Origin of the sequence: Gracilibacillus salitolerans (genome assembly GCF_009650095.1) — a bacterium.
Classification (GTDB): domain Bacteria; phylum Bacillota; class Bacilli; order Bacillales; family Amphibacillaceae; genus Gracilibacillus; species Gracilibacillus salitolerans.
In genome coordinates this window covers 2,836,083-2,849,511 of sequence record NZ_CP045915.1, presented here as the reverse complement: position 1 = coordinate 2,849,511, position 13,429 = coordinate 2,836,083, and the positions used below count along the sequence as shown (strand labels likewise).

14 protein-coding genes, 1 pseudogene and 1 riboswitch are annotated in these 13,429 nt (G+C 35.9%); of the genes and pseudogenes, 13 read left to right on the top strand and 2 right to left on the bottom strand.

Features of this window, described 5'->3' with window-relative positions; all coding sequences use genetic code 11:
- The first annotated feature begins 296 nt into the window (after window positions 1-296).
- A riboswitch (SAM riboswitch) is annotated at window positions 297-385 on the top strand.
- Window positions 386-485: 100 nt separating this feature from the next.
- From GI584_RS13560 to GI584_RS24235, 5 genes are all read left to right on the top strand, one after another.
- The gene (locus GI584_RS13560) at window positions 486-1,592 is read left to right on the top strand and encodes a 5-methyltetrahydropteroyltriglutamate--homocysteine S-methyltransferase (RefSeq protein ID WP_153791535.1); all 1,107 of its coding nucleotides are present in this window, start codon (window positions 486-488) and stop codon (window positions 1,590-1,592) included.
- A gap of 903 nt (window positions 1,593-2,495) precedes the next feature.
- Window positions 2,496-3,722, top strand: a complete 1,227-nt coding sequence (locus GI584_RS13555; protein WP_153791534.1) for a mechanosensitive ion channel — start codon at window positions 2,496-2,498, stop codon at window positions 3,720-3,722.
- Between the two features lie 163 nt (window positions 3,723-3,885).
- Window positions 3,886-4,716 (top strand): metallophosphoesterase, encoded by an 831-nt coding sequence (locus tag GI584_RS13550; RefSeq protein ID WP_153791533.1) that lies wholly within the window; start codon window positions 3,886-3,888, stop codon window positions 4,714-4,716.
- Window positions 4,713-5,372: a CPBP family intramembrane glutamic endopeptidase gene (locus GI584_RS13545; RefSeq protein ID WP_153791532.1), complete on the top strand. Its 660-nt coding sequence runs from the start codon at window positions 4,713-4,715 to the stop codon at window positions 5,370-5,372. The genes GI584_RS13550 and GI584_RS13545 overlap by 4 nt, the downstream gene beginning before the upstream one ends.
- 87 nt (window positions 5,373-5,459) lie before the next feature.
- Window positions 5,460-5,588, top strand: coding sequence for a hypothetical protein (locus GI584_RS24235; RefSeq protein WP_267902823.1), 129 nt, complete (start codon window positions 5,460-5,462; stop codon window positions 5,586-5,588).
- A 118-nt stretch (window positions 5,589-5,706) separates the two neighbouring features.
- Here GI584_RS24235 and ligD read toward each other — a convergent pair whose 3' ends face one another.
- On the bottom strand, window positions 5,707-7,440 hold the full coding sequence (gene ligD / locus GI584_RS13540) for a DNA ligase D (protein ID WP_100360159.1): 1,734 nt from the start codon (window positions 7,438-7,440) through the stop codon (window positions 5,707-5,709).
- Between the two features lie 102 nt (window positions 7,441-7,542).
- On the opposite strand from ligD, the gene ku reads away from it, so the two are divergent.
- The 6 genes from ku to GI584_RS13510 all read left to right on the top strand — a co-directional run bounded on the left by ku (window position 7,543) and on the right by GI584_RS13510 (window position 11,287).
- Complete coding sequence (gene ku, locus GI584_RS13535; protein WP_100360160.1) at window positions 7,543-8,391, top strand: non-homologous end joining protein Ku; 849 nt, start codon at window positions 7,543-7,545, stop codon at window positions 8,389-8,391.
- 154 nt (window positions 8,392-8,545) lie between these two features.
- Window positions 8,546-8,746: a hypothetical protein gene (locus GI584_RS13530; protein ID WP_100360161.1), complete on the top strand. Its 201-nt coding sequence runs from the start codon at window positions 8,546-8,548 to the stop codon at window positions 8,744-8,746.
- Window positions 8,747-8,801: 55 nt separating this feature from the next.
- Entirely contained in the window at window positions 8,802-8,984 is a 183-nt protein-coding gene (locus GI584_RS13525; RefSeq protein WP_100360162.1) for an H-type small acid-soluble spore protein, read from the top strand.
- Window positions 8,985-9,032: 48 nt separating this feature from the next.
- Entirely contained in the window at window positions 9,033-9,245 is a 213-nt protein-coding gene (locus GI584_RS13520; protein WP_153791531.1) for a hypothetical protein, read from the top strand.
- A 114-nt stretch (window positions 9,246-9,359) separates the two neighbouring features.
- Window positions 9,360-10,907, top strand: a complete 1,548-nt coding sequence (locus GI584_RS13515) for a histidine kinase N-terminal 7TM domain-containing diguanylate cyclase (protein ID WP_153791530.1) — start codon at window positions 9,360-9,362, stop codon at window positions 10,905-10,907.
- Window positions 10,908-10,921: 14 nt separating this feature from the next.
- A complete protein-coding gene (locus tag GI584_RS13510; protein ID WP_100360165.1) occupies window positions 10,922-11,287 on the top strand; it encodes a PH domain-containing protein in 366 nt (121 codons plus the stop codon).
- A 110-nt stretch (window positions 11,288-11,397) separates the two neighbouring features.
- On the opposite strand, the gene comER is transcribed toward GI584_RS13510, so the two are convergent.
- Window positions 11,398-12,222, bottom strand: coding sequence for a late competence protein ComER (comER, locus tag GI584_RS13505; protein ID WP_100360166.1), 825 nt, complete (start codon window positions 12,220-12,222; stop codon window positions 11,398-11,400).
- A 77-nt stretch (window positions 12,223-12,299) separates the two neighbouring features.
- On the opposite strand from comER, the gene GI584_RS13500 reads away from it, so the two are divergent.
- Together GI584_RS13500 and GI584_RS13495 are read left to right on the top strand one after the other, a co-directional pair.
- Window positions 12,300-12,887: a helix-hairpin-helix domain-containing protein gene (locus GI584_RS13500; RefSeq protein ID WP_194841993.1), complete on the top strand. Its 588-nt coding sequence runs from the start codon at window positions 12,300-12,302 to the stop codon at window positions 12,885-12,887.
- Between the two features lie 68 nt (window positions 12,888-12,955).
- Window positions 12,956-13,402 (top strand): annotated as a pseudogene (locus GI584_RS13495) (ComE operon protein 2); the annotation flags it as partial.
- Window positions 13,403-13,429 lie beyond the last annotated feature (27 nt).

The following is a 13,429-nucleotide window of genomic DNA, read 5'->3' as shown; positions in this document are numbered from 1 at the left end:
TTTCTACGAATAAGCTGAATAGCGTATTTTGCAAAAAAAACAGGGTCAACAGTGTACAACGAGGCTAAAGGTAGCGGCTCTAAATTGATGTTACTGCAGATTCGTCTAGGATTAATCATCAAATATTTTTATTTGGATTAACTGGGAGTTATGGGGAGCATTATTCTTTTAATAAATTGGGGTCATTCATTTTGAGTCTAATCTTGATGAACAATCAACCTAAACTTTTCCAAAAAATAGGGTTGTATTTTCCAATCGGATATTGTATGATGAATTCATGGTAAAAATTGCATATATTCTTATCCAGAGAGACGGAGGGATTTGGCCTAATGATGTCTCAGCAACCAGTCATTTGTGACACGGTGCTAATTCCAATAGATAAGAGGATTGACTTTCGTTCATGGTAAAGGCCTTCTTCTTAGAAGGTCTTTTTTTACTGGGTAAGATATGCTGACCAAATTTATTTCATTATAAGGAGAGGTAGTATGGCAACAAAAACAGTAACAGCACCATTTCGAGCAGATCATGTGGGGAGCTTATTACGCCCGGAGAATTTATTGAAGGCGAGAAAGGATTTTCAGGAAGGTCATATTACAAGAGAGCAGTTACGTGATGTGGAAAATAAGGAAATTACTCACATCGTTGACAAGCAAATTGAAGTAGGGTTGGAACTTGTATCAGATGGTGAATTCCGTCGTCGTTTCTGGCACACAGACTTTTTAGAGCATTTGAATGGGATTGAAGGCTATGTTCCAGAAGTAGGATATATTTTTAACGGAAATGAAGAAACGGAACGATATAACATTAGAAACACTGGTAAAATTTCATTTAATTCCGATCATCCTTTTATCCAGGATTTTAAAGAGTTTAATGCAATAGTAAATGGTCGTGCAGTAGCAAAACAAACGATTCCAAGTCCTAATCAGCTTTTCAATGAAGGGATTCGTGATGTTAGCATTTATCCGGATATTGAAGAGTTTGCCGAAGATGTTATTCAAGCCTATCGTGATGCGGTTAAATCATTTTATAATGCCGGTGTACGTTATTTACAGTTTGATGATGTTTATATAGCAGGGTTGTCTTCACCTGATATTCCATTTAATGATGGAGACTTTTCGCGGGAATTTTTAATTGATCTGGCATTAAGAGTAGTCAATGGTGTGTTAGAAGATAAACCAAGTGATCTTGTTGTCACTACCCATTTATGCCGAGGAAACTATCGCTCGAATTGGGCTTTTGAAGGAAGTTATGATTTAATTGCTCCAACCCTTTTTGCTAAGGAAAAAGTAGACGGCTTCTTCCTTGAATATGATGATGAACGTTCAGGTGGTTTCAAGCCGCTGGAACATATCCCAAATGATGGAGCGCGTGTTGTTCTTGGGCTGATCACATCGAAAATAGGTGAACTGGAAGACAAAGAACAAATTAAAGCACGGGTGGAGGAAGCATCAAAATACGTACCACTCGAACAACTATGTCTAAGCCCACAATGCGGCTTTGCATCTACCCACCACGGGAACAAACTAACCGAACAAGATCAATGGAATAAACTCCAACACATTGTTCAAATTACGAAAGAAATCTGGGGTTAATGAGGTTGAGAGTGTCCCGTTTTTCAAGTTGATTACTTTAAAAATTGTAAGGTGTTTACACGAGATAAAGAACCTTTGTTGCTTTTAGGGCAATGAAGGTTCTTTTCTTATAAGGTAGGAAAGCATATAACCGTTGGTATCACAGCATTTTGGTATCCTATTCACGTTTAAAATGTGTAATAAATAAAGATTTAGTAGACTAGTCATGTTGTTTATTATGAAAGTTATCGTGTGCAAGGAAATCGCTTCGGCTGCCCACTTCCCTTTCCACGGGGTTTTCTCCGAAGCTAACTTTTCCAAGCAAAGATCTCTTGAAAAAGTGGATCTTCGGAGAAAACCGTCCCGTAGGAGTTGAAGCGGGCGGCCTCCGCTGTATAGTTCGCTCTACAATGGTAATGACCGTTATCTTTTGGAACTTTCTAAAAGGATGGTACCATATATAGCAAGAAATAAGAGTCGAACTGCTACCACTCGCATCCATTGTAGCATTTTATGTAGCGCAGGCGTCCACTTCGACTCCTGGGGGATCAGCGCGATCTGAAGATCCACTTTGCGAAGTGATCTTCTTTGCAAAGTTAGCTGAAGACGCGCCCCCTGGAAAGCGAAGTGGGCTAGCCGGAGCGGTTGTAAAGTCTATTATTCCTTTCAAAATGACCACTTTGATTCATCGTTATACATTTATTGCGTATCATCCCCCCCTATGTGTCAACAACTAATCTTTGTCTGCTAAAAGGACCGGGCGAGCTTTCCCGTTTTTCATATGTGCCTATTAACAAATAGATCAGCTTTGTACTGAAAGTTTTTCCTTAAAAATAGAAAAATGTAGAAATTAGTAGTTTATTTTTTCTCTAACAGGTTATTAGAAGTATGTAACAAAAAATAGATAGAAAGGAAGTTGCACAAATGTCAGAATTTATGAATCCATTTAACAACATGCTAAGCGAATTGATTCATGCGATCCCAAATGTTATTGCTGCGCTTTTATTACTTGTTTTAGCATGGATTGTCGCAGCAATCGCTAAAGGAATTGTGGAAAAAGTTTTTGTTAAATTAGGGGTACACAAAGGGCTGATAAAAACAAAAATCGCAAATGATGAGGAGCATGGAAAAAGTATACTTGCTGCAGCTGGGAAAGTCATCTACTTATTAGTATTTATTCTGTTCTTACCTGCTATATTAGATGCTCTGGAAATGAACTCTGTTTCAGCTCCGATTTCCAATATGATGAATAAATTATTAGGATTTATTCCGAATATAATTGCAGCAGCCGTTATTCTTATAATTGGTTATATTATCGCCAAATTAGTGAAGGATCTATTAGAGAAATTTCTAGTTAGTTTAAATGTAGACAGATGGTTTCGGAAAGTAAAACCGGCAGGAAATCAACAAGGTTCTGATTCGATTACGATTTCTTCCGTTTTAGCTAATATTGTGTTTGTACTTATTTTAATACCAATTGTCACTATTGCATTAGATACATTGGAAATGCAAGCTATTGCGAATCCAATTACATCTGTGTTAAACCAAGTACTAGCGATTATTCCGAACATATTTGTAGCGATTATATTAGTAATAGCAGGTTACTATCTTGCTAACTTACTAGGCAATTTATTAACCAATCTGTTGAAAGGGACAGGAATTAATAATATCTATTCAACTTTAAACATGAAAACGGAAGACAAAGGTATACCTTTTGACTTAGCAAAAGTGTTAGGTACAGCTGTAAAAGTATTGATCCTATTATTCTTTACCGTAGAGGCGTTAAATCTCTTACAATTAGATGTTTTGAATAATATTGGCGCAGCAGTCATTACTTATATACCTTTCCTTGTTAGTGGTTTACTAATTTTAGGCGGAGGATTATTATTAGGACACTTCTTAGCGAACGTGATCAAGAAGTATACAAATAGTGGCTTATCAGCTACCATCGTAAAATATATTGTGATTGTGTTCGCAGTATTTATGACACTAGATCAATTACAGTTTGCGACATCCATCGTTAATCTAGCATTTGTCTTAATATTAGGTGGTTTAATGGTAGCATTTGCGATTTCATTCGGTATCGGCGGACGTGATTTTGCAAAAAATCAATTAACAAAATTAGATTCAAAAATGAATCAAGGAGAATGAGGTAAAAGCCATTGGCCACCGTGCTGATGGCTTTTTTATCATCCTTCGTAAAACCCCCACTAAGGGAAGTCTCACTTTATAACATCGAATCGATTACACAATTACATTTCTATCCAGTTATGTTAGAATGGGAATACATAATAAATATAAAAGAGGTTGTAAGATGAGGCGTGGTCGCTTGTATTTTGTGCTATTTTTGTTTTTGGTTGTATCAGGGATAATGGCGAAAATATATTATGATACAAATATTTTTAAGGTTGAGGAGTTGGAGATAACTACTTCAAAGTTGGAAACGGATCAATCTTTTACTGTATTGCAATTAACGGATTTACATAATAAACAGTTTGGTGATAATAATGAGAAGTTATTGCATGAAATAGAACAGTTAGATGTCGATATTATCGTTATTACAGGTGATTTAATCGACCGGCGAACAGATGATTTACAATTTGTTTTGGAGTTTGCAGACAAATTAACAACGATTAATTCCAATATCTATTTTGTATCAGGTAACCATGAATGGGAAAACCCACTGAGAGAGTCATTTATTCAGGGACTTTCTAAAAGAGGCATTCAACTGATCGATAATCAAAACCGCATCATAGAAATCAGAGAGATATCATTTCAATTGGCAGGAGTTGCTGATCCATCAACTAATCATGACAACCTGGAACTTGCAATAAAGGGGCTGAACCAGGATGATGTGACGGTACTGTTATCACACGCACCTGATTTATCCCATACAGAGTATTCAGAGCCGGTGAATTTTGTATTAAGTGGTCATACTCATGGAGGGCAAATACGCTTTCCATTAATCGGTGCTATTGTCGCACCTGATCAAGGGTTTTTTCCGAAATATGATCAGGGTTTATTTGACTTGAATGAACGTCAACAATTATACATAGATAGTGGCCTTGGTACGAGTGTGATCGATTTAAGAATGTTTAATCAAAGTCAGATGACGCTAATTACAGTAAAGGGTGTAGGTAAATGAAGCGATTAATGTTATTCGTTGTGCTTGCATGTATTGCGATGGCAGCAATTGAACTGTACATTGCTCCAAACTATCTGGTCAAATCAATATGTAAGTTGTTTCTTTTTTTGTTGATTCCTTATATATATATTCGATTTGTAGCCCATTTATCGTTTAAAGAATTATTCTCATTTAAAATGAAATATTTGAAATTACCGATGATTCTCGCAAGCTGCCTATCCATTATTATTTTATCTACGTATTGGATCATTGGTGGTTTTTTTGACTTTTCCAATGTAACAGTTATGTTGGAAGATAACATGGCTGTTGATAAAAGTAATTTCCTTTTTGTTGCGATCTATATTGCACTCGTTAATTCCTTATTAGAGGAATTTTTCTTTCGAGGTTTTGCTTTTTTAGCTTTATTAAAAATGACAACGAGACGAGTAGCATATCTATTTAGTGCGGGGATCTTCGCTCTTTATCATATTGCGATGATGACAGAATGGTTTTCTATTTCCTTATTTGCCCTCATTCTATTTAGCTTATTTGTGGCTGGTCTCCTATTTAATAAACTGGATGAAAAGGCGGATAGTATACTGCCATCCTGGCTCGTTCACATCAGTGCAAATCTTTCTATTAACTTGATTGGAATGATGTTATTTGGAATCATTTAAATTACAGTTGTTAGTAAGCAAAGGGAGTGATATGGTTATTGCTTTAATATTTCTAATTGCCTGCCTGTCAAACAGATATCGAAAAATATGATTGAAGATCAAACAGATGAAGCTTTCGTCGCTGATCAGCCAGATTACTTCCATTATGTTATTGAAGAAGTCCAAATATCTATCATCGTGATAGCACCATTAGCTGTAGATCTCGATTCATCATAAGCAACGGTTGAACTCCAACTCACTGATCAAACACAGATAGAAGGAAAGGAACCATTAGAAAAAGCTGACAAAGTGGATCTGAAGGTTAAGGGTAATGACAAGATTGAACAGATTAAAATCAAATGATCAAGTTAAACGGACAACCTTTTTCTTTAACCCTTGTTGGTACAGTATGAATCGTAAACTTTTTCGGATCTAATGTTTCATTTACTTCATTCCAAAATAATGGCGTAGCGACAGTTGCTTCATCCGTGGCTCTTGTGGAATAAGGAGCAATGATTGTCTTTCCAGGTGCGTGTTGTACATAATCGATATAAAGCCTATTGCCACGATTTTTCTTTAGCCGCTCTATCGTAAAATGTTCAGGATCAGATTCTACTAATACTTTCGCAGTAGCTTCCATCAATGTTCTTGTCTCATTATAGGTCATATCGTGAATCGGGATATGAATTTGCAAGCCAGTTCTTCCTGATGTTTTAACAAAAGGGGTGAAGCCCTGATGCTCCATCATTTCTTTAATCAAGCGAGCAGCACGTACAGCAACATAAAACTGATCTAATGACGGTGGATCAAGATCAAAGACTATTTCTTCGGGATCTGTCTTATTTATTTTATTAAAAGGAACATGAAACTCCAATCCTCCATGATTACCAAACCAGATTAAACTTTGAAGATCTTGGCAGAGTATATCCATTTCTTTATCGTCATCTGGGATTGTTTGAATGAAGGAAGGCGCATAATCCGGTAGATGTTTTTGATAAAAAGAATGTTCATGAACGCCGTCCGGATAGCGAATTAATGTCAGTCTACGATCCTTTAAGCTTGGTAGCATTAAAGGTGCGATCCATCTCAGATAATACAAGTAATCCAGTTTCGATACAGCAGGAAATAATTCTTTTTCTAACCGGGATAAACTAACCGTTGATGGAAATTGTGCCAAACCCTGATCAATCGTATGTTGATTGCAATCTGTCGGTTCGATATCAAATCGAAATTGGTGAAATACTGGTTCGCGAAGTTCTTGATCTTTAGCACTCAGACAATTTATATCCATGCAAATCGAAGGGTCTACCTTCCAGGTTGTTCCATTTACCTTCTGACCATAGCGTTTAAAAAAAGTGGCCAAGGTTTCTTTTTCTTGTTGCTCTAATCCATTCTTACATTTGCCAAGAATAAAAAGCGTTTCGTTCTGATAATATTTTAATGTAAAATAATTATTTTCCGTATTCCAATTTGTAACGATTCCTGGAATGGTTCGGAAATTTTTGACTTTTAGCCATGATTTACTGCGCTTTCCTTCTGCATAAGTAGCTTTTTTTTGTTTGGCAACCATTCCTTCTGCCTGGTGGAAGTCGACCACTTTGAGGATGACTTCCAGTTTCTTGAAAGTAGGCGCTTTTCGAATTCTCCCCGTCATACCATCCAACATGGAGGACAATAGTTGATCACGTTTAGAAAAGCTTTTTTGGCGTAAGTTTTGAGCTTTTGATTCTAATAGATCAAAGGCAACAAAAGTAGCAGGACGCTTTTGACTGTATTTCTGTATATTTGTTTTCATTCTGGAACGTGATTGAATTTGTTCAAAGTTTGTTCGATAGTCTGTGATCGAAATGATCAGTTCACCATCAAGAAATAGCGGTAAATAGGCTTGGAATGATGAGGTGTGTTGTTGACACCATAAAATGATTTCAGGAAACGATGTGCTCAGGTCATGACCGTTACGACTCCATAATTTGACTTCCTCATCGGTCCATTGTAAACCACAGCGAAATCCATCATATTTCACTTGATATATCCACTCATTCCCATATGGCGCTTCGTGTACAAGTGTGGGCAACATTGGTTTCCACATGGCATAGACTCCTTTTCTACATTGTTAATCAGAAATATTTTTGACAAATTATTGCATGATTATGTTATAAAAAGAAAAACTACCATAAAAGAGGTGATAAATATGCATACGATGTGGAAAGGGAGCATAAGTTTCGGTTTGGTTAATATTCCAGTCAAACTTCATTCAGCAACGGAAAATAAAGATATTAAACTCAGAAATTTGCATAAAGAATGTCAATCCCCAGTGAAGTATGAGAAAGTGTGCCCTGTCTGTGAAAAGGAAGTAGGACAAGACGATATTGTGAAAGGATTTGAATATACGAAGAATAAATTTGTTATTCTCGAGGATGAAGATTTAGAAGCAATTAAAGAAGAAAAAGAAGATAAAGCGGTCGATATTGTTGATTTTGTTAAATTAGAAGAAATTGATCCGATTTATTTTGACCGCAGTTATTATTTATCGCCAAATGATGGAGGGGCAAAAGCATATGGCTTATTACGTAAAGCGCTGGAGGATACGGGAAAAATAGGGTTGGCAAAAATTACAATCCGTTCAAAGGAACATTTAGCAGTAGTACGGATTTATCAAAATACATTAGTGATGGAGACGATCTACTATCCTGATGAAGTCAGAGACTTTCAAGAAGTGCCAAATGTACCAGAGGAATCAAATATTGTTGAAAAAGAACTGGAAACGGCAAAATTGTTAATTGAACAATTGTCGACAGCATTTGAACCGGAAAAGTATCATGATGAGTATCGTACGGCGTTATTGGAGCTTATTGAACAGAAGAAAAATGGGGAAGAGGTCTCCACAGCAAAAGAGCCTGCGAAAAAAGACAATGTTACAGACCTGATGGAAGCTCTCGAAAAATCATTAAACAAAACGCAAAAAGGGAAAAAGAAAACGACATCGAAACGGAAGAAAACAACAAAGAAAACAGCCTCCCAAAAAGCAAAGGCAAACTAGCAACCCGGACTCTGGTCCGGGTTTTCCTATATATGTTCATCTTTCCCCGCGAATTTTCCTTGCGGGTAATGGGAAGGATTAACTCTTCCTGTTGGTAAGTATGATTACATGATATCATGTTAATGAGATATCAAATTAAAAAGGAGATCCTGTTATGAGTATGAAACGAATGATTTTCATGGAAATCATTTACTCGGTTATTTTAGGTTTTGTTTTCGGAATCGTATTTAATAATTTTTTGATAGGTATGCTTGCTGGTTTTGCCGTGGGAGCAATAATGATCGGGATCATGAGTGTGATTATTAAGAAGAACAATCATAAGCAAGAAAATAATTCCACGCAAAACGGTACATAATTTACTGTCAGTTATAGAACACTATCCTCAATAAATAGGTAAGGAGGATAGAAAAATGGATGCACAGCGCGCACAAGAAATTTTGGATTCGCCAGATATGCGTAATGTAACGTACAATGGTAATAACGTATATATTGAACATGTCGATCAAGGTACAGGTCATTGCACAGTCCACCCAATTGAAAATCCTGAACAAAAATATATGGTGACAGTGGAACAATTACAAGAGAATCAATAAAAAGAGGCACCCCAATCATCAGATTATCTTATCAAATTGGGGTGCTGTTTGATTACATTTCTATTAAAAATAAAATTATCAAATTTTATTAATATTTTGCAGGAATTAGCCGATTCTTATCGAATAGTATATAGTGTAACGAGCAAAGAGCAAAATAGTGAAAAATATCCGCTTTATCATGGTGCAAATCATCCGCAAAAATCCCTTCTTCACGATTTGATGATACCAAATTGGGGATCAGGTGAGATAACACCCTGGTAAGTTTCGTTAATCCGCAGTGGGAAAAAATCCACTGAGGGAAGTCCCACTTTATCTGTATAGTAATATTATGTTAGTTTGAATTCAAAAGGTTAATTTCTACTCGGGGGATGCGTAATGCAATGGTTTGAACCTTATCCACTCTATATTTCAATAATGGCTTTTTTTATATTCTTTTTATCGATTGTACTTTTAAAAAAGCCCAACAATCTTGTACGAATATTATTATCTGTTAGTTTAATCCTTTCAAGCTTATTTATGATCTCTACTGCCTTAGAATTATACATCGATGATTTTAATGCAATGCAATGGTTAAGGAATATCCAGCAAATTGCATTATTTTTATGTCCAGTTTTTCTCTTTGGATTTGCCAGGGAAATAGTTGAACCAAATGTTGAAAAGAATCTAAAGTATATGATTTATTTAGGAGTTCCAGCAGTTATTGGTGTTATTTTAGTTTTTACTAATCCCATTCACCACTGGATGAGATCCGATGTGACAATACATACTGTATGGGGTTTAACCGAAATCAGCATTACACCAACACCATTAGGGATTATTTTTATTGCTTATTTGCTATTTTTAACTCTGTTAACAGTTTTTACTTTTATAAGAAATATGCACGATTTGCCACCACACCTGAGAAATAGTCACCTCTTATCCTCGGTTGCTATTCTACTTCCATTAGTATCTTTATGTGTCTTACCATTTTTGTCTTTGAAAATTCCAGGACAGGTTGCTTTATCATTTTCGTTAATGAGTGTCTTGCTGATTTTTATTTTGAAACGGTATGATTTTAACTCGATCTGGCCTGTGTCCCGTAATAAAATTTTAGAATCACTGGATGAAGGAATTATTTTGTTTGGCCCTAAGTATAATCTTTTGGAAATCAATCAAGCTGGCTATAAGTTGTTGAACAAATGGATGCCGTATCTGCATAAGAATTTGATTATCGGACAGACAGTGGATCAATTATTTACGGATAAAAGGATTTTGGAGGGGGTTTATCACCATTCATCGACATCTTTTGAATGGAAGGTAGAGTTGGACGATGAAGACATTTATCTACAGGTTAATATTGTTCCAATTGGATATTATGGTCGGGATATAATGCTTGTTGTATTAACGAATATAACAGAGAAAAAATTAATAGAAAACCGTTTATATACATTAGCTCATTATGATTCATTGACCAATATATGTAATCGTCACTCTTTTATTGAAAAGTATAATACTATGCTGGAAAATAAGAAATTTCCTATTTCCTTTTTATTAATGGACATCGATCATTTTAAGCAATTTAATGATCAGTATGGGCATATCGTTGGTGATCAGGTGCTAAAAGAATTTGCTATTTCTTTAACTGACTTTTTTATGCCCACGAAATATTGTAGTATTGTTGGTAGGATTGGTGGAGAGGAGTTTGGTGTTTTGTTACGTAAGGATGCTGAACACGCAGGTGAACAAGCAAATCTCTTTCAACAAAAACTGACTGAACATTCTATTTTTATAAACGGGGAGCAACAAGAAAAAATCACTGTCAGTATTGGATTGACTACTACGGATGAGCCAATTAGTTTTGAAAAAATGTACAAAGAAGCAGATAAAGCATTGTACCAGGCAAAAAGAGCCGGGAGAGACCGAGTGGAAATGATTAATGCATAGAGGAGGATTTCTAGATGGCAGATATAAGTCATATTATGGAATGGACATTTTATGAGGAAGTAAGTGTACCTGATAACATACGAGAACTGCTCGTTGATGGAGAAAGAGCATACACTGCTTATAAAACGGTTCGTGACATTGCAGTGATAACGAATAAGCGATTCATCATTGCGGATCGCCAAGGGATTACTGGTAAAAAAGTGGAAATATATACGATCCCGTTTAAATCAATAGATATGTATTCTACGGAAAATGGTGGTAAGTTAGATTTGAACGCAGAGATTGAATTATGGACCAGATCTGGTCATTTCAAATTAAATCTCAATAAAAAAGTTGACATCCGAAAATTAGACAAAATTATTGCCGAACATATCTTATAGTCACTTAAATGGACTCTTTGCGACATAAGAAAGTAATGTAGAAGTCGTAATTTGCGGTTTCCCGGGTAATAATTCCGGGCACCGAATATAAATATTCGGTGCCCGGTCCATTATCCATTATTTAATTTATTTGTGATCATTTCTTTATCTTCTTTGAATTTATGATGTGTCTGGTTAATTAACTCTTTAAATAATCCATTCATATTTTCCTCAAGCGAAGCAATACCGACTCCGGTTATCCCACCTTTCACACAAACTTTTTCTATTAATTCTGTTAAGGTGAAATGATTTTCTGATAACAACTTTCCAAATCCAATAAACATTTTTTCCATTAGCTTTGTTGCTTGTTCTGTTGTGATTTCTGTTTGATTGGTAGCATCTTGAATATAGTTTTCCGCTAAAAAAGCAAAAAAGGCAGGCCCGCAAGACACGATATCAGATGTTATTCTCATAATGTTTTCCTCAATTTCCACTGGTTCTGAAAATTGTTGGCATCTTTTCATAAATAATTCTTTTCTGAATGAATCAACTCTTTCACCGAACGTTAATAGAGTTACACCTGCTAGAGCATGATTTGTAATACTAGGAACCATTCGTGCCACCTGGCAATCAACTAATGATTCAATTTCTTCCACGGACATGGCACTTGTTATCGATACTAATAGTTGTTTTTCATCCAATATTGGTCTAATTTCTCTTAATACATCTATCATGTCAACTGGTTTTACGCATAAAAAAATCGTATCGACATTTTCGATTAACTCAAATATATTCTCCTGTACATGAATCTGTGGATGTTTTTGCTGTATTGCATATGCTTTCTCTGCTGTACGATTAGAGATATAAAGACTTTCCTGATCAATTACCTTCGAATCAAGAAAGGCAGTTACTAAAACTGCTCCCATATTACCGGTTCCAATTAAACCCCATTTCATATCATCTCGCCTCCTGGATAGTTTCTAACACTATCCTATGAACAACTTTACTATTCTATGATAAAGGAATGATAAACATGTCTTGGATAATAAAAAATTGGTATTTAGTTTTAGTGGTTGCAGCAATCTTACTCTGGTTATTAATCGATCCGTCCAGAGAAGAACCAAACGAAGTAGCTGATCAGATAATGGAGGAAAATAATTCTGAGATGTTGGAGGAAGAAGAACTAGTTCCAACAGAATATAAGATCGATATTAAAGGTGAAATAAAAAATCCTGGAGTATATCAAGTTACAGAAAATGACCGGGTCGAAGATGTGATTCATTTAGCTGGAGGTTTCTCTAGCAATGCTGATAATCAAATGATTAATCTTGCGGAACGAGTGTATGATGAAATGGTAATATATGTACCAGCGAAAGGTGAAAATGCTGAAGAAAAACAACAAGTTATAGATACAGGGAACGACGATCAACAGGTAAAAGTGAATATCGCTTCGATTGAAGAAATGCAAACCATACCAGGAATAGGTGAGGTAAAGGCTAATGCTATCATAGAATACAGGGAAACCTATGGGCGATTCGAAAAATTGGAGGACTTAACTAAAGTGTCAGGAATTGGTGATAAGACAGTAGAGAAACTGGAGGAATATGTCCGAATTCCATAATGTTATTGACGCTTTACCGCTGGATCGGTACACTTCTATTATATGAGTAAAAAGAAAGGGTGTTTAGAATGGAAAGGATTTCGTGGCATCAATATTTTATGGCTCAAAGTCATTTGTTAGCTTTGCGCAGCACTTGTCAGCGGTTAATGGTAGGAGCGACAATTGTAAGGGATAAGCGTATTATCGCAGGAGGGTATAATGGAAGTGTTTCAGGAAGTGTACATTGTATTGATGAAGGGTGCTACGTGATTGAAGGTCATTGTGTACGTACTATTCATGCAGAAATGAATGCTCTTTTACAATGTGCTAAGTTTGGTGCCTCTACAGAAAATGCGGAGATTTATGTCACACATTTTCCTTGTTTGAATTGTTGTAAAGCAATTATTCAAAGTGGGATTAAAACGGTATATTATGCAGAAGATTATAAAAATCATCCATATGCTGTGGAATTGTTTCAGGAGGCTAATATCCATGTTGAAAAAGTGGAATTAGATCAACACTATATCACATTGAAACCATAACAGTATGTTTAAGTGAGGGAG

Bases quoted from the DNA above. Each gene is read 5' to 3' on its own strand.
- GI584_RS13560 (WP_153791535.1), top strand. From the start codon at position 486: ATGGCAACAAAAACAGTAACAGCACCATTTCGAGCAGATCATGTGGGG.
- GI584_RS13555 (WP_153791534.1), top strand. From the start codon at position 2,496: ATGTCAGAATTTATGAATCCATTTAACAACATGCTAAGCGAATTGATT.
- GI584_RS13550 (WP_153791533.1), top strand. From the start codon at position 3,886: ATGAGGCGTGGTCGCTTGTATTTTGTGCTATTTTTGTTTTTGGTTGTA.
- GI584_RS13545 (WP_153791532.1), top strand. From the start codon at position 4,713: ATGAAGCGATTAATGTTATTCGTTGTGCTTGCATGTATTGCGATGGCA.
- GI584_RS24235 (WP_267902823.1), top strand. From the start codon at position 5,460: ATGATTGAAGATCAAACAGATGAAGCTTTCGTCGCTGATCAGCCAGAT.
- ligD (WP_100360159.1), bottom strand. From the start codon at position 7,440: ATGTGGAAACCAATGTTGCCCACACTTGTACACGAAGCGCCATATGGG.
- ku (WP_100360160.1), top strand. From the start codon at position 7,543: ATGCATACGATGTGGAAAGGGAGCATAAGTTTCGGTTTGGTTAATATT.
- GI584_RS13530 (WP_100360161.1), top strand. From the start codon at position 8,546: ATGAGTATGAAACGAATGATTTTCATGGAAATCATTTACTCGGTTATT.
- GI584_RS13525 (WP_100360162.1), top strand. From the start codon at position 8,802: ATGGATGCACAGCGCGCACAAGAAATTTTGGATTCGCCAGATATGCGT.
- GI584_RS13515 (WP_153791530.1), top strand. From the start codon at position 9,360: ATGCAATGGTTTGAACCTTATCCACTCTATATTTCAATAATGGCTTTT.
- GI584_RS13510 (WP_100360165.1), top strand. From the start codon at position 10,922: ATGGCAGATATAAGTCATATTATGGAATGGACATTTTATGAGGAAGTA.
- comER (WP_100360166.1), bottom strand. From the start codon at position 12,222: ATGAAATGGGGTTTAATTGGAACCGGTAATATGGGAGCAGTTTTAGTA.
- GI584_RS13500 (WP_194841993.1), top strand. From the start codon at position 12,300: ATGTCTTGGATAATAAAAAATTGGTATTTAGTTTTAGTGGTTGCAGCA.